Below are 21,702 nucleotides of genomic sequence, written 5' to 3' on the forward strand. Positions count from 1 at the left end.
GAGAGGCCATGCGAGCCGGGAGCCCGAGGCTGCTGCGCGAGATCAACGACCGCGCCGCGATCGAGGCGTTGCTCCGCAACGGCCCGCTGACCAGGGCGGAGCTGGAGGGGATCATCGGCCTGTCCAAACCGGCCACCGCCCAGCTCCTGACCCGCCTCGAAGAAGAAGGCACGGTGCTGCGCAACGGCCTGCGCGGCGGCGGACGCGGCCCGCGCGCGCAGCTGTGGACGGTCAACGGCGCGCTGGCCCACGTCGCCGCCGTCGACCTCACGCCCGACACGATCGACGTCGCCATCGCCGACATCTCCGGCGCCACGCTCACCGAGCACCGCGCCCCCATGCCGAAGACCGACGTGCTGGAGGCGTTCCACGGCGCGGTCACCAAGGCCGCCGCCCAGGCGGGCCTCACCACCGACGCCCTGCACCACGTCGTCGTCGGCAGCCCCGGCGCGGTGGACACGGCCACCGGCCGCCTCAACTACGCGCCCCACATGCCGGGCTGGGCGGACAAGAACATCCCCGAGGAGCTGGCCGCCCTCCTCGACACCTCGGTCACGGTCGAGAACGACGTCAACCTGGTCGCGCTGGAGGAGATGGTCGCCGGCCGGGCCGTCGGGGTGAAGGACTTCGTGCTGCTGTGGCCCGCCGACGCGGTGGGCGCGGCCGTCGTCGTCAACGGCGTGCTGCTGCGCGGCGCGACCGGCGGCGCGGGTGAGATCGACGCCATGCGCGTCCCCGACCACGCGCACGCCGACACCGGCACCGACCGCGCCGGCAGCCGCTACGGCGACCTGCTCGACAGCCCCGGCATCGCCCGCCTGGCCCGCGCGCACGGCGTGTCCGCCCGCACCGGCCGGGCCGCTGTGGAGAAGGCGTTGAGCGAGGGCACCGCCGGCCGCGAGTTCCTGGTCGACCTGGCCCGCCGCATCGCGACCGGCGTGGCGAACGTGGTCGCCGTGCTCGACCCCGAACTGGTGCTGCTGTCCGGCGACATCGCGCACGCGGGCGGCACGACGCTCGCCGACCTCGTCGCCGCCGAGCTGCGCCGCCTGGTGGTGCCCCGCACCCCCGTCCGACTCGCCCTGGTGACCGGGAAGCCGGTGCGTTCCGGCGCGCTGCACGCGGCGCTGTCGGTCGCCAGGGAACAGGTGTTCGGTCTGCCCGCCGCCACGACCGAGCCCTTCCGCGGTCCGAACCGCCAGGACGCGACCGCTCCGAGCACGTCGACATGAAGGAGAGCACATGCGCAAGCTCCACCGCGCAGCGTTGTTGTGCGTGGCCGCGGCGGTGTCCCTCACCGCTTGCGCGGCGGGCTCCGGCAAGCAGGCCGAGCAGTCGGGTCCGGCGGCGGCGCCGGGCAGGGACGACAGGTTCTCGCTGACCGTCTGGAGCAACTTCTCCGGGCGCGAGCAGGACGAGGTCACCAAGGCCCTGGAGAGCTTCAAGGCGAAGTTCCCCAACGCCGAGATCAAGCACGAGGGCAGCCAGGACGACGACAAGATCACCGCGGGCATCCGCGGCGGCAACCCACCGGACGTGGCCCTGTCGTTCACCACCGACAACATCGGCCAGTTCTGCTCCAGCGGCTCGTTCTCCGACCTCAAGCCCTACATCGCGCGGGAAGGCGTGGACCTCGGCCAGATCACCGACGCGGTGCGCTCCTACACCGAGTACAAGGGCAACCGGTGCGCGATGCCGCTGCTCAGCGACGTGTACGGGCTGTACTACAACAAGGACATGCTCGCCGAGGCCGGCATCACGTCGCCCCCGAAGACGACGGCCGAGCTGCTGGACTTCGCCAAGCGCACCACCAAGAAGGCCGCGGACGGCTCGATCGAGGTCGCGGGCTTCCTGCCGAGCATGCCGTTCTACGCCAACAACCCGCAGATCTGGGCGCCGCACTTCGGCGCGAAGTGGGAGAAGGCGGACGGCAAGTCGGGCCTGGCGTCGCCGGAGTGGGCGGAGATGCTGCTGTTCCAGAAGGAGCTGGTGGACTTCTACGGCTACGACGCCCTGGAGCGGTTCCGCGCCGGGCTCGGCCAGCAGTACTCCACCGACCACGCGTTCCACCAGCGCAAGATCGCCATGATGATCGACGGCGAGTACCGCACGGCGTTCCTGCAGGACCAGGCGCCGCAGGTGCGGTTCGGCACCGCGCCGTTCCCGACGAGCAAGCCCGAGCTGTACGGCACCGGGTTCACCGCGGGCACGATCATGGGCATCCCGAAGGGCGCGAAGAACCCCGGCGCGGCGTGGGAGCTGATCAAGCACCTGTCGTTCGACACCCCGACCATCGTCGAGCTGGCCAACCGGATCAAGAACATCCCCAGCACGAAGGCCGCGCTGACCGACCCGCGCCTGGAGGTGGACGAGAACTTCCGGACGTTCATCGAGCTGGCCGGCTCGGACAAGCTCCAGGGCAACCCGGTCACGCCCATCGGCGACGCGCACATCAAGGCCATCAGCGACTTCGCCACGTCGTGGCAGTCGGGCGCGGTGCCCGACGTGATGGCGGGGCTGGCCGAGGTCGACCAGCAGATCGACGACCGGATCGCGAAGAGCGGCAAGTAGGGATGACGGCCACGCTGGAGCGCGTGGACGTGGCGCGGCCCGCCCCGGCCAGGGGGCGGTCCCGCGCCCGCGTCCGCCACCGCCTGACCGTGCTGGCGTTCCTGGCGCCCGCGATCCTCGGGTTCGCGCTGTTCTTCGGCTACCCGCTCGTCGCCACGATCGGGTTCTCGTTCACCAGGTACGACCTGATCAACCCGCCGGAGTGGATCGGCTGGGAGAACTACGCCTACATGTTCTCCGACAAGCTGTTCCGCACCGCCGCCTACAACACGCTGTGGTTCGTGGTGGTGCTGACCGCCGCACGGGTCGTGTTCGCGCTGGGCGTGGCGTCGGTGATCGCCCGGTTGAAGTCGGGCGTGGGGCTGGTGCGCACGTTGTGCTACCTGCCGTCGCTGGCGCCGCCGGTGGCCGCCACGCTGGTGTTCTTCCTGGTCCTGAGGCCGAACGAGGGCCCGCTGGACGCGTTCCTCGGGTGGTTCGGGATCGACGGGCCGCTGTGGTTCGCCGACCCGGTGTGGGCCAAGCCGGGCATCGCGGCGGTGGTGCTGTGGGTGTCCGGCGACCTGATGATCATCATCCTGGCGGCGATCCTGGACGTGCCGCAGGAGCAGTACGAGGCCGCCGAGCTGGACGGCGCGGGGCCGGTGCGGCGGTGGTGGCACGTGACGCTGCCGACGATCTCGCCGGTGCTCACGTTCGGCGTGGTGAACTCGATCATCCTGGCGCTCCAGCTGTTCACGCAGGCCGTGGTGGCGGGGTCGGCGGCCAGCGGGTCGGCGGACGTGACCGGCTCGACCAAGGTGCTCGGGTTCCCGGAGAACTCCACGCTGACGTTCCCGGTGTGGCTCTACACGCAGGGCTTCCGCTACTTCGACATGGGTTACGCGGCGGCGATGGCGACGGTGCTGTTCGTGATCTCGTTCGCGGCGACCGCGCTGCTCGTGCAGCGGATGCGCAAGGCCACCCACCAGGAGGCGTCATGACGGCGGCGGTCGGGGTGCGCAGGCCCTTCGCGTGGCGCAGGACGCTCGACTGGGTCGCGGTGCACAGCCTCGGGTTGGCGCTGGGGCTGATGTTCACGCTGCCGATCGTGTTCGTCTTCCTGACCGCGGTGATGTCGGACAGCCAGGCGTTCACCGAGGACCTGTGGCCGCGCGAGTGGCACTGGGGCAACTTCGTGGAGGTGTTCGACAAGGCGCCGCTGCTGGGTTACCTGGGCAACAGCCTGCTGTACTCGCTGCTCGCGACGGCGGGGATGCTGCTCTCCTCGATCCCGGCGGCGTACGCGCTGGCCAAGCTCAGGTGGCGCGGGCGCGACGTCGTGTTCCTGCTGGTGGTGGGCGCGATGATGCTGCCGCCGCAGGTGGTGGCCGTGCCGCTGTACGACACGTGGTCCAGCCTCGGGCTGACCGGGACGCTGTGGCCGCTGATCGCGCCGTACTTCCTGTTCGACGCGTTCAGCATCTTCCTGCTGCGCCAGTTCATCCTCACCATCCCGCAGTCCTACGTGGACGCGGCCCGGGTGGACGGGTGCGGCGAGTTCCAGGCGCTGGTGCGGGTCGTCGTGCCGATGGCGCGGCCCGGCATCGCGGCGACCGCGCTGTTCTGCTTCCTCTACACGTGGAACGACTACTTCGGACCGCTGCTCTACACCAGCGAGAAGCCGGACCAGTGGACGCTGTCGCTGGCGCTGTCGACGTTCAAGGGCATGCACCACGTGCAGTGGAACCTGGCGATGGCGGTCACACTGCTGATCATGGTCCCGGCGGTCGTGCTGTTCGCGTTCGCGCAGCGCTCGTTCGTCAAGGGCATCACATTCACGGGGGTCAAAGGGTGAAGCTCACCGTTGTCGGTGGCGGGTCGACCTACACGCCGGAGCTGGTCGACGGGATCGCGGGGCGGCGGACCAGCCTCGACGTGGACGAGATCGCGCTCGTGGACCCGGACCGGTCCCGGCTGGCGGTCGTGGGCGCGTTCGCGCAGCGGCTGCTGGAGCACGCGGGGCACCCGGCTCGGGTCACCACCACGACCGACCTGGAACGCGGCGTCGACGGCGCGTCGGCGGTGTTGTTGCAGCTCAGGGTGGGCGGCCAGGCGGCACGGGCGTCGGACGAGACGTTCCCGCTGGCGTGCGACTGCGTCGGGCAGGAGACGACCGGCGCGGGCGGGCTGGCCAAGGCGCTGCGGACCGTGCCGGTGGTGCTCGACATCGCCCGGCGGGTGCGGGAGGTCGCGGGCGAGGACGCGTGGATCGTGAACTTCACCAACCCGGTGGGGATCGTGACGCGGGCGCTGCTGGCCGAGGGGCACCGGGCGGTCGGGCTGTGCAACGTGGCGATCACGTTCCAGCGGTGGACGTCGGCGCTGCTCGGGGTGGAGCCGGAGTCGGTGCGGCTGGAGCACGTCGGGCTCAACCACCTGAGCTGGGAGACGGGCGTCTTCGTGGACGGCGTCGACCGGCTGCCCGAGCTGCTGGCGCGGCACGGTGACGCGCTGGCCGAGCACATCGGGCTGCCGGCGGCGTTGATGCGGCGGCTCGGGATGGTGCCGTCGTACTACTTGAAGTACTTCTACGACCACGACGAGGTCGTGCGCAAGCAGAGGACCGAGCCGCCGCGGGCCGAGGTGGTCGCGGCGGTGGAGAAGGAGCTGCTGGACTTGTACGGGGACGTGGGCGTGGTGACCAAGCCGGAGCAGCTCTCGCAGCGCGGCGGCGCGTACTACTCGGAGGCGGCCGTGCAGCTGGTGCACGCGCTGACCGGCGGTGTCGGCGCCGAGCAGCACGTGGTGAACGTCCGCAACGGCGGCACGCTGCCGTTCCTGCCCGCGGACGCCGTCATCGAGGTGCCCGCGGTGGTCGACGGCGACGGCGCGACGCCGCTGCCCGTGCCGCCCGTGCCGCCGTCGGTGGCCGGGCTGATCGCGCACGTGACCGGCTACGAGCACCTGGCGCTGGAGGCGGCCGTGCGCGGCGGGCGCGACCGGGTGGCGGACGCGCTGCTCGCGCACCCGCTGGTCGGGCAGCACGCGGTGGCCGAGCGGCTGGCCGACGAGCTGGTCGCGCGCAACGCGGACTTCCTGCCGTGGGCGAGGGGAACGGCGTGACCGACCGGGTGCTCGCCCTCGACGGCGGGAACAGCAAGACGGCCGTGGCGCTGGTGGACACCGACGGGCGGGTGCTCGCCCGGGTGCTCGGGCCGGGGGCGTCACCGCAGAACGTGGGGCTGGCGCGGAGCCTAAAGGTGTTCGACGGGCTGGTGCGGGAGGCGGCGCGGGCGGCGGGGCTGGGTGAGGGGCCCGTCGCCGTCCACACGGCCGCGTACCTGGCCGGGGCCGACCTGCCCCAGGAGGAGGAAGACCTGCGCGCCGCCATCGAGGCGCAGGGGTGGTCGACGACGACCGTGGTCGGGAACGACACGTTCGCCCTGCTCAGGGCGGGCACGGCGGACGGCATCGGGGTCGCCGTGGTGTGCGGGGCGGGGATCAACTGCGTGGCGGTCGCACCGGACGGGCGGACGCACCGGTTCCCGGCGCTGGGGCGGATCTCCGGCGACTGGGGCGGTGGCGGGCACATCGGGTCGGAGGCGCTGTGGCACGCGGTGCGGGCCGAGGACGGGCGGGGCGAGCCGACGGCGTTGCTGGACGCGGTGCTGGCGCACTACGGCACGCCGACCGCGGCCGAGGCGGTGCAGCGGCTGCACTTCGGGGAGGTCGAGTTCGACCCGCACGCCCTGTGCCCGCTGCTGTTCGAGGTCGCGGCGGGTGGTGACGCGGTGGCGCGGTCGGTGGTCGAGCGGCTGGTGGAGGAGGTCGTCGTGCTGGCCCGGGTGTCGATGACGCGCCTGGGGCTGCTGGGTGAGGCGGTGGACGTGGTGCTGGGCGGCGGGGTGCTGACCGGCACCGGCGGGGTGGTGGTCGACGCGGTCGCGGCGCGGTTGGGCGAGGTCGCGCCGGCGGCACGGGTGCGGGTGGTGGACGTGCCGCCGGTGGTCGGGGCGGCGTTGCTGGGGTTGGACGCGGTGGGCGCGGCACCGGGGGCCGAGCCGAGGCTGCGCGCGGCCTACGCGAGTGATCTGAACCTCACCCGATCGGGGTAAACGCGGGTCAAACGCGCAATGCGGACACCGGCCCGCACCAGTGAGTGACACCTTGGTAACAGCGTTGCCAAGCGGTGGTGGCGTGGGGCTGTCTTGGCGTTGCATGCTGGTCTGCGCGGTCATGGGGGCGCCGCGCGAAGTGGAGGGGACCTGTGGAGGGATTGGACAGTTTCGTCGCGGTGGGCGACAGCTTCACCGAGGGGATGGACGACCCGGCGCCGAACGGGACGTACGTGGGGTGGGCCGACCGGCTGGCCGCGATGATCTCCGCCGAGCAGCGGGGCTTCCGGTACGCGAACCTCGCGATCCGGGGCAAGATGCTCCAGGAGATCGTCGACGAGCAGATCCCGCTGGCGGCGTCGTTGAGGCCGAAGCTGGTGACGCTGTGCGGCGGCGGCAACGACATCCTGGTACCGGGCAGCGACCCGGACGCGGTGGCCGAGGTGTACGAGATCGCGGTGGCCGACCTGCGGGCGGCGGGCTCGGAGGTGCTGATCTTCACCGGGTTCGACCCGAAGCACACGCCGTTGCTGCGGTCGTTGCGCGGGAAGATCGCGATCTACAACAGCCACCTGTGGTCGGTGGCCGAGCGCTACCACTGCAAGGTGGTGGACCTGTGGTCGATGACGGTGCTGCACGACCGGCGCGCGTGGAGCGAGGACCGGTTGCACCTGTCGCCGGAGGGGCACCGGCGGGTGGCGTTGCGGGCGGCCGAGGTGCTCGGGGTCGGGACGAGCGAGGCGTGGAACACCCCTTGGCCGCCGTTGGTGGACGAGGACTGGATGACGCAGCGGCGGCATGACCTGAAGTGGGCGCGGGAGCACGTGGTGCCGTGGATCGCACGGCAGTTGCGGGGTGAGTCGATGGGTGACGGCCTGGCGCCGAAGCGGCCCGAGTTGCTGCCGGTGTGCGAGTAGTCGGGCAGCGGGGTAGCTGGGCACTGGGGTAGCTGGGCAGCGGGCTCCGGGGTTGAGTCCGGTTGCTGTCCGGGTCCGCTGTGCGGCCTTTGGTGTGAGTTGTCGCGAGGTCGCGTCGATCGTTCGCGACCCGGTTTCCGGCGATCACGCTTTTCGATCGTCGGAAACCGGGTCGCGAGCGGTCGACTTCCAGGCGACCTCGCCCGCCGTCTGCGGAGCAGCGGCAATTCAACACAGCTTCCCGGCGACCTCGCCCGCCGTCTGCGGAGCAGCGGCAATTCAACACAGCTGGCCGGCGCTCTCCCCCGAACGCCGGCCAGCCGTGGTTGGGTGGTTTCCCCCCTGGTCCCCCTGCCAAGAACCACCCGTGCGCCGATGCGACTCGTGATCAGCGCGCCTCCAAGTTCCCACGACTTCGTCGGGTCGAGCTAAACAGCGGCTAAACCTCGGTGGTCAAGGCTTCAAGAGCCGTTCGGACCAACATCGAGCGGGGGGAGCCCAGGCGTACGAACAACCGAAGCGATTCCGCGAGCTCCGCTTGTGCGGCGACGCGTTCTCCGCGTTTGGCCAGCACGGTTCCCAGCACTTGTCGGCCGAATGCCTCCTCGAACTGCATTGAACCGCCACGGGCCAGTTCCACGCCTTGTCGGGCGTGTTCCTCGGCTTCGGTCAGCAGGCCCAGTTCGGCGTAGAGCTCGGCCAGGTTGTTCATCGCGACGGCGTAGGCGCGTTCGTCGCCGTTGCGGTGGTATATCTCCATTGCCAGCAATTGGTGCTGGGCGGCTGTTTCGCGTTGGCCCAACCGTTGTTCGACCTGGGCCAGGTTGTTGAGCGCGGTGGCTTCGCCGAGGGCATCGCCGTCCCTCCTGGCCAGGTCGACGGCTTCGCGGTGGTGGCCGAGGGCTTCTTCCACGCGGCCCTCGGCGACCAGGGCCAGGGCCAGTTGGTTGAGGGTCATCACGAGGTAGCGCGGTTCGCCCAGCTCGGCGGCTATCCGGTGGGCCAGGCGGGCTTGGTCGAGGGTGCCGCGCAGGGTGCCGGCCCGGTTGTTGATGTCGTGCACGGCGTGCAGCACGAGCATCTCGCCCCGGCGGTCGCCGATGACGCGGGCGGAGGCCAGGCCGAACTCGGCGATGCCGTGCCACTCGCGGCTGACGAGCCTGGTCACGCAGTAGGTGTGGACCAGGCGGACCAGTTGCCAGACCTGTTCGTGCAGGCCGGCTTCCGCGCCCGCGTGCACCAGGGCGATGAGGTTGGACCACTCCTTGTCGAACCAGGACAGCGCCTGCGACGAGGTGGCGGGTCGGGGCGCGGTGGCGTCGCCGGGGAAGTCCAAGCCGTCGGACACCGGTCTGATCAGGCGGCGCGCGTGGTCGCAGGCGGCGAGGTAGTGGGCCAGCAGGCGGCGCAGGCCGCGCTCGCGGTTCTCGACGACGCCGCGCGCGTAGAGGCGGACCAGGTCGTGCAGGACGAAGCCGCCGCGCCACTGCTCGACCAGCAGGTGGGCGTCGGCCAGGTCGGCCAGGCGGGCGGCGGCGGTGCCCAGGTCGATGCCGCAGACGGCGGCGATGGCGTGCGGGCTGACCCACCGGCCGGGCACCAAGCCCGCGGCGCGGAAGGTCTCGGCCAGTTCCGGCGGCAGGTTGCGGTACGAGACGGCGAGGGCGCGCTCGACGCCCACGCCGGTGTCGGGCAGGTCGAGGGTGCGCAGGCGGGCGGCGTCGTCGGAGAGCTGGGCGACCAGGGCCTCCACCGTCCACTCGGGACTGGAGACGAGCTTGGCGGCGGCGATCCGCAGGGCCAGGGGCAGGTTGCCGCACAGCTCCACCAGCTTGCGGACGGCGGCCGGTTCCTGGTCGGACAGGGGCTTGCCGACGACCTCGTCGACCAGGCGGGTGGCCTCGTCGTCGGACAGCGTGTCCAGGGTCAGCATGCGGGCACCGTTGCTGACCACGAGCGCCCCGAGGCGCTGCCTGCTGGTCACCAGCACGACCGAGCCCGCGCCGGGCGGCAGCAGCAGGCGGACGTGCTCGGGGTCCCAGGCGTCGTCCAGGACGACCAGGACGCGGCGCTTGGCGAGCACCGAGCGGAACAGGCCGACGCGGTCGTCCAGGTCGCGGGGGACGCCGTCGGCGGGCACGCCCAGCGCCAGCAGGAACCGGGCCAGGACCTCGGCGGGCTCGACCGGGTCGCGGTCCGGGGCGAAGCCGTTCAGGGAGGCGAACAGCAGGCCGTCCGGGAACTGCTCGGCCCGCCGGTGGCCCCACGTGACGGCCAGCTCGCTCTTGCCGATGCCGGCCGCGCCGTTGACCACCGCGATGGTGGTCGTGGTCAGGTCGCGCGAGTCGCACAGGCGGTCCAACCAGGCCAGTTCCTCGTCGCGGCCGATGAAGCCGCTGGCCGCGGCGGGCAGCTGGGCCGGCACGACGACGCCGGGGCGCGGCGGCACGGGAACCGGTTCGGCCAGGCCCGGCGAGCTGAGGGCCGGGTCGTCGCGCAGCACCTGCTCGTGCAGCACGCGCAGGCCGGGGCCGGGGTCGATGCCCAGCTCGTCCACGACGCGCCGGTGGAAGCGCTGGTAGGCGTCCAGGGCGTCGGCGCGCTGGCCCGACCGGTACAGGGCCCGCATCATGTGGCCGACCAGCCGTTCCCGGAACGGGTACTCGTTGACCAGCTGGCGCAGCTCGCCGACCAGCTCCAGGTGGCGGCCCAGTTCCAGCTCGGCCTCGATGCGCTCTTCGACTGCGGCAAGCCGAAGCTCCTCCAGGTCGGAGGTGACCGGGTCGCCCGGGACGTCGGCCAGCACCTGCCCGCGCCACAGGCCCAGCGACTCGCGCAGCAGCTGCGCCCGGATCGGGGCCGGTTTGCCGCGCGCGCTCGACACGAGCTGCCGGGCCCGGTGGAAGTCCAGCCGCCACGGGTCCACCGACAGCTGGTAGCCGGGCGGCGTGGTGAGGATGCGGGCCGAGCCCGCCGGGTCGGCCTCCTCCAGCATCCGGCGCAGCCGCGACACGTAGCCGTGCACGATCGTCCTGGCCGTGGCGGGCGGCTCGTCGGCCCACAGGCTGTCCACGATCTCGTCGATCGGGACGACCCGGTTGGCCTCCAGCACGAGCATCGCGAGCAGTCCGCGCATCCCCTTGCGGCCGATGACGAGCTGACGGCCGTCCGCGAGCACCTGCAACGGTCCGAGGACACCGAACTCCAGGCCGCTCCTGCCCCGGTCAGCCATGCCCCTCCCCCGCCTCGTGCGCTACGGCTCGGTCACTGGATCAGGTGCGGCGGAAGGCCGGTTGGATACCTGTGAGTAGATGTTGCTTGCTCAACTAGTCGTGCTCGCATGACCGGACCGGCGTCCGACGGCTAGGGTTTTGGCCCCGGACGTCCCGGCCGAGTTCTGGGCGAGTGCAGGAGGGCAAGTGCCGCGCGAGCCGATGACCGTGGTCGACCGTGGCTCGGCTTGCCTGCTGGGCGGAGCCCTGGGTGACGCGCTCGGCGCGCCCATCCAGTACCTCGGGTGGGCCGACATCCAGCGCGACCACGGCCCGGAGGGCGTGCTCGCGCCACCGCGCCCGGCGCTGGTCACCGACGACACGCAGCTCACCCTGTTCACCGCCGACGGCTACCTGCGGGCGTGGGTGCGCGGTCGGACCACCGGCGAGTGGGACCCGGTCGAGGTCGTCTGGCACAGCTACCGGCGCTGGTTGATCACCCAGCAGGTCGCCGCGCCCGAACCGGACGCCGTCGGCCTCGTCGGCGACGAGCGGCTGTACTCCAGCCGGTCCCCGGGCCTGACGTGCCTGCGCGCCCTGGCCGCCGACACCCCGCCGACGCCGGAGCAGCCGCACAACGAGTCGTCCGGCTGCAACGGCGTCACCCGCACCGCGCCCGCGGGCTTCGCGCCGAGCGCCGAGATCGCCTACGACCTGGGCTGCCGGTTCGCCGCGCTGACCCACGGCGGCACCGGCGGCTGGGTGTCCGGCGGGGCGTTCGCGCTGCTCATCCACCTGCTGGCGGTGCGCGGGCGGCCGATCCGGGAGGCCGTGGACCAGGTCATCGGACGGGTGCTGCGCGACGACCCGTACACGGCGAACACGCTCAACCGGGCCGTCGTCTTCGCCGACGAGCACCGGGCGCTGGGGTTCGACTCGGTGCGCGTCGATCGGCTGGGCAGCGGCTGGACCGGCCCCGAGGCGCTGGCGATCGCCGTGCACACGGTGCTGGTGTACCCGAAGCGGGCGCAGTTCGTGGACGCCCTGCGGGCGGCGGCGAACCACTCGGGCGGCAGCGACGCCACCGCGGCGCTGACCGGCAACATCCTGGGCGCGATGCACGGCACCTCCGCGCTGCCCCGCGACTGGCTGGCGGGCCTGGAACTGGTGGACCTGCTCACCGAGGTGGGCGCCGACCTGGGCCGCTCGGTCACCGGGCAGGACTTCGACTTCGGCCGGTACGCCTGAGGAGGAAGTGAAGCCGGCCTCGGCACGCACGTTCCCGAAAGCGTGCGACCGAGGCCGGCTCTCCACGCGGTCTGCGCAGGGACACGCCCCGAGCGCGGAACCCGGCTGACCTGGCCGTGGAGCGGGAAAACCCGTGGCGGAACCGTAGCAGAGAGCATGTGAGTCATCACACCCGGCCCACCCCTTCGTCCTAACGGGACGACCTGGCTCAGCCGTCGTCCTCGGCCGGCCCGGGTGTTCCGTCGGTCTTCCAGTCCTCGACGCCGTAGCGCTCGCGGACCCGCCGGGCCGACTCCGGCGCCTCGTGCTGCTCCAGGAGCGCCGCGAGCTGCCCGAGCAGGTCGCCCGGCCCGCGCAGGGTGATCAGCAACTGGCCGCCGTCCGGCTGGGCGCCGAGCACCTTCACCCGGCCGGACACCAGCGCCGGCCACTTCGACTCCCCCAGCAACGCCCGGAAACCGCGTGGAGGGCGGGAGGTCAAGCATGTCACCCACCACTGTCTACCCCACCCGGTTCCGAGGTCGGCGCGCGGCGCGGCTGTGCGCCGGCTGTCGGGAACCTGTCGACTCGCTGTCGACCGGACCACCGCCCGGCTCGGCGCACGGGGGTGCCGCACCATGGGTGCGTGGACAAGGGCACTTCGGTTCGACTGCTCGTGGTGGACGACGAGCCGCACATCGCGGACCTCGTGGCGACGGTGGCGCGGTACGAGGGGTGGCAGGCGGTGACCGCGGGCAGCGGGGAGGCCGCGCTGCGGTCCGCGGCGGACTTCCACCCGGACATCGTGGTGCTCGACCTGATGCTGCCCGACCTCGACGGCTTCACCGTGCTGGACCGCCTGCGCTCGGCCGGGGCGATGGTGCCGGTGGTGTTCCTCACCGCCCGGGACGGCACGGCCGACCGGGTCGCGGGCCTGACCCGCGGCGGCGACGACTACCTGGTCAAGCCGTTCTCGGTGGAGGAGCTGATGGCGCGGCTGCGGGCCGTGCTGCGGCGGTCGACCGGGCCCGCGTGGAAGCGGTCCGTGCTGAAGGTGTCCGACCTGGCCCTGGACGAGGACACCCGCGAGGTGCGCCGCGGCGGGCGGTTGATCACGCTCACGCCCACCGAGTACGAGCTGCTGCGCTACCTGATGCGCCGCTCGCCCGCCGTGCTGACCAAGGCGCAGATCCTCGACCACGTGTGGGAGTACGACTTCGGCGGCCGGTCCAACGTGGTCGAGCTGGTCGTCTCGCACCTGCGGCGCAAGCTGGACGACGGCGGCGAACCGCTGATCCACACCGTGCGCGGCGTCGGGTACGCGCTGCGGCGAGCCGCGGAGTGACGCGCCGCCGGCTGCGCCTGGGCACCCGCCTGGCGCTGGGCCTGGGCGCGCTGGCGCTGGCGGTGTTCGCGGTCGTCGGCACGGTGATGGCGCGGAGCATGCAGGAGTACCTGGAGCACCGGCTCGACGCGTCCATGGAGAGCACCCAGGTCTCGCTGAAGAAGGACTTCGCCAAGAACGGCACGGTCAAGGGCAAGGCGTACGGCTGGTACTCGGTCGTCTACGACGTGCGCGACGGCACGGCGACGCCGAAGAACCGGGAGGACCTGCCCGCCGACGCCGACGAGCTGGCCGCGGTGGCGCTGGAGGTCGACGGCCGCGCCCCGGTGTACCGGACCGGGTACCTGCGCGGTGACGGCACGTACCGGCTGCGCGGGTGCGCGGTGTCGGAGGGCGTGGTGCTGGTCAGCGCCGCACCGATGAACGACATCACCACGACCGTGCGGCAGCTCGTGATCGTGGAGGTGGCGGCGTTCCTGCTGGCGCTGATCGCGTTCGTGGTGATCGGGCGGGCGGTGCTGCGACGCGGGTTGCAGCCGTTGAGCGACATGGCGCGGACCGCGCACGACATCACGTCGCACGACCTGACCGACTCGGCCCGGCTACCGGTGCGGGCGGAGGGCGGCAACGGCGGCGTGGAGGTCGAGGAGCTGCGCACGGCGTTCAACACGATGCTGGACCACATCGACACGTCGCTGGCCGCGCGGACCGCCGCCGAGCAGCGGTTGCGGCGGTTCATCGCGGACGCCTCGCACGAGCTGCGCACCCCGTTGACGTCGATCCGGGGTTACGCGGACCTGTTCCGGTACGCGGCGGCGAACGCCCCGCGGGAGCGGGAGGCGCACCTGGAGAAGCTGCGGTCGGAGGCGGCGCGGATGAGCGTGCTGCTGGACGACCTGCTGCTGCTCGCCCGGCTGGACTCGGCGGAGGTGGAGACGCCGCTGCGGATCGCCGACGGCGACCTGGCGGCGTTGGCGCGGGAGGCGGCGGACGCGTTCCGGGCGGCGCACCCCGCGCACCCGCTGACCGTGACCGCGCCGGACGAGCCGGTGCGGTTGGCGTTCGACCCGCTGCGGCTGCGGCAGGTGGTGGACAACCTGCTCACCAACGCCGCCGTGCACACCCCGGCGGGCACGGAGGTGTCGGTCTCGGTCCGGGTGCGCGACGCGTCGGTCGTGCTGCGGGTGGCCGACACCGGGCCCGGCATCCCGGCCGCCGACCGGTCCCGGATCTTCGACCGGTTCTACCGCGTGGACGACTCGCGCCGGCGTGACCGCGGTGGCAGCGGGTTGGGGCTCGCGGTGGTGCACTCCCTGGTCGCCGCGCACGGCGGCGCGGTGGAGCTGACCAGCCGGCCGGGCTCCACCGCGTTCACCGTGACGTTGCCGCGCTAGCCCGCGTTGGACGACTCGGCCCACAGGTCGATGCCCGAGTCGACCGCGTGCACGTCGATCCGCTCCAGCTCGTCGTCGGTGAGCGGCGGGCCGTCCAGCGCGGCCACGTTGGCCTCCAGCTGGTCGACGCTGCTCGCGCCGATGAGCACCGACGTGACCCGGTCGTCGCGCAACGCCCAGGTCAGCGCGAGCTGGGCGAGCGACTGGCCGCGGGACGCCGCGATCTCGTCCAAAGCCCGCACGTGCGCCAGGTTCGCCTCGCTGAGCAGGTCCTCGGACAGCGACTTGCCCTGCGTGACGCGCGAGCCCGCGGGCACGCCGTCCAGGTACTTGTCGGTCAGCATCCCCTGCGCCAGCGGCGAGAACGCGATGCAGCCGACGCCCAGCTCGCCCAGCGCGTCGAGCAGGTCGGTCTCGATCCAGCGGTTGAGCATCGAGTAGGACGGCTGGTGGATCAGCAGCGGCACGCCCGCCGAGCGCAGCAGCTCCGCCGCCTCGCGGGTCTTGGTCGCCGAGTAGGACGAGATGCCGACGTAGAGCGCCTTGCCCTGCTGCACCGCGCTGACCAGCGCGCCGACCGTCTCCTCCAGGGGCGTGTCGGGGTCGAACCGGTGCGAGTAGAAGATGTCGACGTAGTCGAGCCCGAGCCGGGACAGCGACTGGTCCAGCGAGGACAGCAGGTACTTGCGCGAACCCCACTCGCCGTACGGACCGGGCCACATGTCGTAGCCCGCCTTGGTGGAGATCACCAGCTCGTCGCGGAACGGCCGCAGGTCGTCGGCCACCATCCGACCGAAGTTGACCTCGGCCGAGCCGTAGGGCGGCCCGTAGTTGTTGGCCAGGTCGAAGTGCGTCACGCCGAGGTCGAACGCCCGGCGCACGATCGCCCGACCCGTCTCGTAGGGCCGGTCGTCGCCGAAGTTGTGCCAGAGGCCGAGCGACACGGCGGGCAGCTTGAGCCCGCTGCGCCCGCACCGCCGATAGGTCATCCGGTCGTACCGCGAGGCGTCAGGGAGGTAGGCCATGGCCAACCCTGGCACGCCCGGCGGCGGCCCGCGGCCCGAGCCGGGCTCACCGCGTCCTACCTGCCCAGGCTCAAGCTGACGCGTCCCGATCTCGCGTCCTCGAACCTGTAGGACACCTTCCCCCGGTGCGACACCTCGACCTGGTAGATGTCGTCCCCGAGGGGCACGTTGCCGACCGTGAACTCGAACACGCACGACCCCGCCGTGTACCGGGCGTTGTGGAGCCGGCCCAGCCCGACTGCCTTGCCCGCGGCGTCGTAGACGGTGACCTGGGTGCCTTCGTAGATGTCGTCGTAACCGCGATAACCGGCGCACTCGCCGCTCGACGCCACGGACGTGACACCGTCGGTGAGGCTCATCGTGCCGCGCAACTCGAACGCGGTGGGCACGAAGGTGGAGGTCGTCGTGGCGGGTGCCGCAGTGCCGTCGCCGCCCCCGAACGCCCACACGGCTGCGGCGATCGCGAGGACACCGACGATGACGGCGCTGAACACCACGGCCACTCTTCGCCCCGACACCGCTGCCTGGACGGGTGCCGGCTCGACGCCGGGAGCGGTGGCTAATGCGGGCGGTTGACCAGGCTGCGTCATGGCGGTTCTCCGGGGCGGTGGCGGCTCTGTGCCGGCTTGTCGCGGACCGCCCGCGCGGTGTTACGCCGCGTCCGGCGGGCCGTACCGGTGAGAACGGGACCGGGCCGACCGGCGGTGTGGTCGGCAACCTCCCCGTTTTGGCACGCTCAGCCCCCGTTTGCCGGGCCGGGAAGCGGACGAAGTTGGTCTTTTCGGACCGTATTCGGCCGGTCGCCCGATCATCCGCCAGGTGTGCCCGGACATCGGTGTCCGAGCGCCCGGACCCCTGCGTCCGGACGTGCGAGCGGAAAGAGATCAGATGCGTCCCTCACTCAGACGCGGCTCCCTGTTAGCCGTAGCCGCCCTCACCGCCTCGGTCGTCCAGCTCACCCCGCCGGCGGTCGCCGCGCCCGCCGCCGCGCCCTGCGGTCCCCTCGACGTCGCGTTCGTCCTCGACGACACCGGCAGCATGGGCGGGGCCGTCGCCAACCTCAAGACCGGCATCAACGCCATCGTCGCCGACGTGGTCGCCGCCTCGGGCGGGGACTACCGGCTCGGCCTGGTGACGTTCAAGGACAACGTCACCGTGCACGCCAACTTCGCGCCCGGCAACTCGGCGGCGGTGACGAACTACGTCACCAACACCCTCGCGGCGGGCGCGGGCGGCGGTGAGCCGGAGGCGTCCGACGAAGCCCTGAACACCGTCGTGAACACCCTGCCCGCGGCCGGTCGGCCGCAGAACGTCGACTTCACCGGCGCGTGGCGGTCGAACGCGATGAAGTTCGTCGTGCTCGTGACCGACGCCCGGCCCGGCGGGTTCGACGACGCGCACACCGCCGCCGACGTCACCAACGCCGCGCAGCGGGCGAACGACGCGCTCGGCAAGGGCATCAAGATCTCGCCCGTGTACGTGCCGACCTCGTCGGCCTACACCTCCACGATCACGCCGATCATGCAGAACTACGCCACGACGACCGGCGGCGTGTCCACGCAGACGACGTCCACCGGCGCGGGCACGGCGGACGCGATCCGCAAGCTCCTGTCGGACTGCCGGCAGACCGACGTGGTCATCCGCGACCAGGTGACCGACACCGGCGCGGAGCCCAACCCGAACGGCACGGTGTGGAACAGCCCGGACATCAAGGTCTGCCCGAGCCTCGCGGACTGCGCGGGCATCCAGCCGGTGGTCGGCGCGACGAACTTCATCCACGTGAAGCTGAACAACGCCTCCGCCACGAGCACCGGCACGCTGAAGGTCTACCGCACGCCCGCCGGCGGCGGCACGACGTGGAACAACGCCACCAACGGCGACTGGGTCTACATCGGCGAGCAGGCGCTGTCGGTGCCCACGGGCGGCGCGGTGGCGAAGATCCCGTGGACGAGCGTCCCGGGGCCGGGCCACTTCTGCCTGCTGGCGCGCTGGGTGTCGGCGACGGACCCGATGACGTTCGCCGAGGGGCCCAACACCGCGCTCAACACCAAGAACAACAACAACATCGCGTGGAAGAACCTGCAGACCGTGCGCGGCAAGGTGTTCGAGCCGGTCAAGTCCTGGTTCACCCTGGGCAACGCGACCGGCCGGGAGACCAGGACCGACCTCGTGCTGACCGGTGAGAAGCCGGTGGCGGGCACCGTGGTGATCGACCTCGGGCCGCGCCTGTTCGAGCGCTGGCGCGCCGGCGGCGGCCAGGCCGAGGGCGTGAAGCAGGTCGGCGAGACCGCGTTCCAGTTCGACTCGAAGCGGTCGGCGCTGCTCGGCGTGCCGCTGCAACCGGGTGAGCGGTTCACCGCGGAGCTGACGTTCACGCCCGAGGCGCCGGGTGACTACCTGACCACGCTCGTCCAGTTCGTCGAGGGCGAGGACCACGGCGGCGTGGCCTACCGGGTCATCACCGACCGGGAGTGACGCGCGACGCGGCCCGTGCTCCCCGAGGCACGGGCCGCGTCCCGTTCCGCAGGTGTCGCAGAAGACCGGGAAGCGACCCGGTATGATCATGAAAAATCACCGCGAGCCCGGGTTTCCCCAGGTCACATCGCATGGGATGGAGCCGGTGGCGGGACTTGAACCCGCAACCTTTCGCTTACAAGGCGAGTGCTCTGCCAATTGAGCTACACCGGCGCGGCCCGGAGGCCGGGAACATCGTAAGCGCCCGCAGGGGGTGCCACCTGCGGCGAACGGTCTGCTCACGGTGGCCCCGCGTTGGTCCATCCGGAGGTCGCGGGTACCGTCCGGGTGGCCCTGGGCACCCGCATAACCCCTGGCCAGCGCCTTCAACAGTATTGAACGGACAGTGATCGGCTCACCTGGCCCAGGTCCCTCTTCCAGGGGTGGCGAGGGACACAGCCCCGAATGTGACACGGTCGGGCGTGGCGGGGGTGAGCGAGGGAGGTGACGCCGGGTGCGGCTGTGGCGCCGGCGGGTGCAGGACACCGAGCGGGCACGCCCCGTGGAGGGACCGTCCCTTCCGGACGACTCGACCGTCCACCTGGTACTCGACCTGGCGCTGCGCGTGGGCGATGCGCAGATGGCGGGCGGGGCGGGCGCGGCCGACGTGACGGCCACCGTCCTGGCGGTCACGACCGCGTACGGCCTGCCGCACACCGAGGTGGACGTGATCTACACGTCGATCACCGCGTCCTGCCACCGCGGCACGGAGGCCGCGCCGGTGACGTCCATGCGCGTGGTGCACGGGCGCAGCGTCGACTACACCCGGCTCGCGGCCGTCGAGGACCTGATCCGGCGGATCACCGCCAACGGCGTCACGGCCGAGGACGCGTCCGCGGAGATCGAGCGGATCAGCCGCGCCGACCACCCGTACCCCCGTTGGGTGGCCACGGTGGCGTGGGCGGGCATGGCGGGCGCGGTGGCGTTCCTGGTCGGCGGCGGCCCGCTGCTCGCGGCGACGGCGGCGCTGGTGACGGCGTTGATCGACCGGGTCGGGCGGGTGCTCAACCGGCGCTCGCTGCCGTTCTTCTTCCAGCAGGTGGTGGGCGGCGCGCTGGCCACGTCGGTGGCGGTGGCGATGTACGCGACGGACCTGCTGCCGACCGTGCGGCCGTCGTTGCTGATCGCCACCGGGATCGTGGTGCTGCTGTCCGGGTTGTCGCTGGTCGGCACGGTGCAGGACGCCATCACCGGCTACAACGTCACCGCCGCGGGCCGCACGATGGAGGTCGCGCTGCTCACCGCGGGCCTCATCGCGGGCATCGCGCTGACCCTGCGCGCCGGCGTGCAGCTCGGCGTGCGGACCAGCGTCTCCGACCCGCTGCCGCCGCTGATCTCGGACGTGCCGATGCAGTTCGCGGCCGGCGCGGCGACCTCGGCGTTCTTCGCGCTGGCCAGCTACGCGCCGGTCCGGGCGCTGCCGATGGCCGCGGCGGCGGGCGCGGTGGGCACGGCCACCTACGGGCTGCTCGCCCTGACCGGCACGAACGCCATCGCGTGCGCCGCGGTCGCGGCCACCGCGGTCGGCTTCGGCGGCAAGATCGTCTCCCGCCGGCTGCGCATGCCGCCGCTGCTGGTCGCGGTGGCCGGCATGGTGCCGCTGCTGCCCGGCTGGACCACCTACCGGGGCCTGTACCAGCTGACCGCCGAGGGTGACGCGGCCGGCCTGTCGACCCTCGTGCTGGCCGCGGGCACGGCGCTCGCGCTCGCGAGCGGCGTCGTCCTGGGTGAACATTTGGGGCGTCCCGTCCGCACCGGCCTCGGCCGGCTCGCGGCCCGTTCCCGGCGGTGAACGCCTGAACACCGCGTTTCCACGTGAGATCGCCCACCTGACGCTCTTTCGTCAAGTCAACACAGTGTGACGGGTGTGACGACAGGGCATCCAACCTGGGCGTTCCCACTAACCTCGACGGTGGGCGAGACGAATCCCTTAGGAGGCGCTACCCGGTGAGCAGCATTGGCGAGAACGGCGCGGATTTCCTGGTCGTGGCCAACCGCCTGCCGGTTGACCTGGAGCGCCTGCCCGACGGCACGCAGCGGTGGAAGCACAGCCCCGGCGGCCTGGTCACCGCCCTGGAGCCGTTCCTGCGCACGCACAGCGGCGCGTGGGTGGGCTGGCCCGGCATCGCGGACGCCGAGGTGGACGCGTTCGAGGAGGACGGCCTCCAGCTGCACCCCGTGTCGCTGAGCGCCACCGAGGTCGCCGACTACTACGAGGGCTTCTCCAACGGCACGCTGTGGCCGCTCTACCACGACGTGGTCGCCCCGCCCGCCTTCCACCGGCGCTGGTGGAACGCCTACGTGCGGGTGAACCAGCGGTTCGCCGACGTGACCGCGAAGGTCGCCGCCCAGGGCGCGACGGTGTGGGTGCAGGACTACCAGCTCCAGCTGGTGCCCGCGATGCTGCGCGAGCTGCGCCCGGACCTGCGCATCGGCTTCTTCCTGCACATCCCGTTCCCGCCGGTGGAGCTGTTCATGCAGCTGCCGTGGCGCACGGAGATCATCCGCGGCCTGCTCGGCGCGGACCTGGTCGGCTTCCACCGGCCCGGCGGCGCGCAGAACTTCCTGTGGCTGGCGCGGCGGCTGGTCGGCCTGGAGCCGAGCCGCGGCGCGGTCGGCGTGCGCACGAGGCCCGGTGTCGTCCAGGTCGGTGACCGCACGGTTCGGGTCGGGGCATTCCCGATCTCCATCGACTCGGCGGGACTCGACGCCCTGGCGCGTGACAAAGAAGTCCAAAAACACGCGAAGCAAATTCGCGAAGACCTCGGGAATCCGAAGAAGATCCTGCTCGGCGTGGACCGCCTGGACTACACCAAGGGCATCGACGTGCGCCTTCGTGCGCTGCACGAGCTGCTCGCCGACGGCCGCGTCGACCCCGGCGAGGTCACCATGGTGCAGCTCGCCACGCCCAGCCGCGAGCGCGTCGAGCACTACAAGCAGATGCGGGGCGAGATCGAGCAGGCGGTCGGCCGGATCAACGGCGAGTTCTCCACCGTGGGCCACCCCGTGGTCCACTACCTGCACCAATCGGTCAACCGCCGCGAGCTGACCGCGTTCATGACCGCTGCGGACGTCATGGTGGTGACTCCGGTGCGTGACGGGATGAACCTCGTCTGCAAGGAGTACGTCGCCACGCGCTACGACCTCGGCGGCGCGCTGGTGCTCTCCGAGTTCGCCGGCGCGGCGGCCGAACTCACGAGCGCGTTCCTCGTCAACCCCCACGACCTGGACGGTGTGAAGAACGCCTTGGAAGCCGCCCTCACGCTGGATCCGGCCGAAGGTCGCCGTAGGATGCGCGCGCTGCGCCGCCAAGTCCTCACGCACGACGTCGACCGATGGGCTCGATCGTTTCTTGATGCCTTGGGCGCGTAGTTCCCGATCTGAATCAGTTCAGATCTCT

General features: G+C 71.9%; 17 protein-coding genes and 1 tRNA gene. 13 read left to right on the top strand and 5 right to left on the bottom strand.

What is annotated here, in order from left to right; translation table 11 throughout:
* Positions 1–8 precede the first annotated feature (8 nt).
* From ACIQMJ_RS03095 to ACIQMJ_RS03125, 7 genes are all read left to right on the top strand, one after another.
* Positions 9–1,232 carry an ROK family transcriptional regulator gene (locus tag ACIQMJ_RS03095; RefSeq protein ID WP_499759341.1) on the top strand — a complete coding sequence of 408 codons (1,224 nt, stop codon included), beginning with the start codon at positions 9–11 and terminating at the stop codon, positions 1,230–1,232.
* A 10-nt stretch (positions 1,233–1,242) separates the two neighbouring features.
* Entirely contained in the window at positions 1,243–2,571 is a 1,329-nt protein-coding gene (locus ACIQMJ_RS03100) for an extracellular solute-binding protein (RefSeq protein ID WP_499759342.1), read from the top strand.
* A 2-nt stretch (positions 2,572–2,573) separates the two neighbouring features.
* Positions 2,574–3,554 (top strand): carbohydrate ABC transporter permease, encoded by a 981-nt coding sequence (locus ACIQMJ_RS03105; RefSeq protein WP_499759343.1) that lies wholly within the window; start codon positions 2,574–2,576, stop codon positions 3,552–3,554.
* On the top strand, positions 3,551–4,408 hold the full coding sequence (locus ACIQMJ_RS03110) for a carbohydrate ABC transporter permease (protein WP_499759344.1): 858 nt from the start codon (positions 3,551–3,553) through the stop codon (positions 4,406–4,408). The genes ACIQMJ_RS03105 and ACIQMJ_RS03110 overlap by 4 nt, the downstream gene beginning before the upstream one ends.
* A complete protein-coding gene (locus tag ACIQMJ_RS03115) occupies positions 4,405–5,676 on the top strand; it encodes a 6-phospho-beta-glucosidase (protein WP_499759345.1) in 1,272 nt (423 codons plus the stop codon). The genes ACIQMJ_RS03110 and ACIQMJ_RS03115 overlap by 4 nt, the downstream gene beginning before the upstream one ends.
* Positions 5,673–6,668: an N-acetylglucosamine kinase gene (locus tag ACIQMJ_RS03120; RefSeq protein WP_499759346.1), complete on the top strand. Its 996-nt coding sequence runs from the start codon at positions 5,673–5,675 to the stop codon at positions 6,666–6,668. Before ACIQMJ_RS03115 ends, ACIQMJ_RS03120 begins: the two co-directional genes overlap by 4 nt.
* A 152-nt stretch (positions 6,669–6,820) precedes the next feature.
* Positions 6,821–7,585 (top strand): SGNH/GDSL hydrolase family protein, encoded by a 765-nt coding sequence (locus ACIQMJ_RS03125; RefSeq protein WP_499759347.1) that lies wholly within the window; start codon positions 6,821–6,823, stop codon positions 7,583–7,585.
* Positions 7,586–8,024: 439 nt separating this feature from the next.
* Here ACIQMJ_RS03125 and ACIQMJ_RS03130 read toward each other — a convergent pair whose 3' ends face one another.
* On the bottom strand, positions 8,025–10,817 hold the full coding sequence (locus ACIQMJ_RS03130) for an AfsR/SARP family transcriptional regulator (RefSeq protein ID WP_499759348.1): 2,793 nt from the start codon (positions 10,815–10,817) through the stop codon (positions 8,025–8,027).
* A gap of 187 nt (positions 10,818–11,004) precedes the next feature.
* Between ACIQMJ_RS03130 and ACIQMJ_RS03135 the strand changes: the two genes are divergently transcribed.
* A complete protein-coding gene (locus ACIQMJ_RS03135) occupies positions 11,005–12,045 on the top strand; it encodes an ADP-ribosylglycohydrolase family protein (RefSeq protein ID WP_499759349.1) in 1,041 nt (346 codons plus the stop codon).
* Positions 12,046–12,253: 208 nt separating this feature from the next.
* On the opposite strand, the gene ACIQMJ_RS03140 is transcribed toward ACIQMJ_RS03135, so the two are convergent.
* A complete protein-coding gene (locus ACIQMJ_RS03140; protein ID WP_499759350.1) occupies positions 12,254–12,526 on the bottom strand; it encodes a hypothetical protein in 273 nt (90 codons plus the stop codon).
* Between the two features lie 144 nt (positions 12,527–12,670).
* Between ACIQMJ_RS03140 and ACIQMJ_RS03145 the strand changes: the two genes are divergently transcribed.
* Positions 12,671–13,369, top strand: coding sequence for a response regulator transcription factor (locus ACIQMJ_RS03145; RefSeq protein WP_499759351.1), 699 nt, complete (start codon positions 12,671–12,673; stop codon positions 13,367–13,369).
* Positions 13,366–14,763, top strand: a complete 1,398-nt coding sequence (locus tag ACIQMJ_RS03150) for a sensor histidine kinase (protein ID WP_499759352.1) — start codon at positions 13,366–13,368, stop codon at positions 14,761–14,763. The genes ACIQMJ_RS03145 and ACIQMJ_RS03150 overlap by 4 nt, the downstream gene beginning before the upstream one ends.
* Here the strand turns inward: ACIQMJ_RS03150 and mgrA are convergent.
* Together mgrA and ACIQMJ_RS03160 are read right to left on the bottom strand one after the other, a co-directional pair.
* The gene (mgrA, locus tag ACIQMJ_RS03155) at positions 14,760–15,788 is read right to left on the bottom strand and encodes an L-glyceraldehyde 3-phosphate reductase (protein WP_499759353.1); all 1,029 of its coding nucleotides are present in this window, start codon (positions 15,786–15,788) and stop codon (positions 14,760–14,762) included. The genes ACIQMJ_RS03150 and mgrA overlap by 4 nt on opposite strands.
* Before the next feature lie 56 nt (positions 15,789–15,844).
* Positions 15,845–16,285, bottom strand: coding sequence for a hypothetical protein (locus ACIQMJ_RS03160; RefSeq protein ID WP_499759354.1), 441 nt, complete (start codon positions 16,283–16,285; stop codon positions 15,845–15,847).
* Positions 16,286–16,676: 391 nt separating this feature from the next.
* On the opposite strand from ACIQMJ_RS03160, the gene ACIQMJ_RS03165 reads away from it, so the two are divergent.
* Complete coding sequence (locus tag ACIQMJ_RS03165; protein ID WP_499759355.1) at positions 16,677–18,263, top strand: vWA domain-containing protein; 1,587 nt, start codon at positions 16,677–16,679, stop codon at positions 18,261–18,263.
* A gap of 137 nt (positions 18,264–18,400) precedes the next feature.
* Here ACIQMJ_RS03165 and ACIQMJ_RS03170 read toward each other — a convergent pair.
* Positions 18,401–18,476, bottom strand: a tRNA-Thr gene (locus ACIQMJ_RS03170).
* Between the two features lie 280 nt (positions 18,477–18,756).
* Between ACIQMJ_RS03170 and ACIQMJ_RS03175 the strand changes: the two genes are divergently transcribed.
* Both ACIQMJ_RS03175 and ACIQMJ_RS03180 read left to right on the top strand, forming a co-directional pair.
* Positions 18,757–20,094: a threonine/serine exporter family protein gene (locus ACIQMJ_RS03175; protein ID WP_499759356.1), complete on the top strand. Its 1,338-nt coding sequence runs from the start codon at positions 18,757–18,759 to the stop codon at positions 20,092–20,094.
* Positions 20,095–20,249: 155 nt separating this feature from the next.
* Positions 20,250–21,674 carry an alpha,alpha-trehalose-phosphate synthase (UDP-forming) gene (locus ACIQMJ_RS03180; RefSeq protein ID WP_387483967.1) on the top strand — a complete coding sequence of 475 codons (1,425 nt, stop codon included), beginning with the start codon at positions 20,250–20,252 and terminating at the stop codon, positions 21,672–21,674.
* Positions 21,675–21,702 lie beyond the last annotated feature (28 nt).

It is taken from the genome of Actinosynnema sp. NPDC091369 (assembly GCF_044757065.1).
In the GTDB taxonomy this organism is placed as follows: Bacteria; Actinomycetota; Actinomycetes; order Mycobacteriales; family Pseudonocardiaceae; genus Actinosynnema.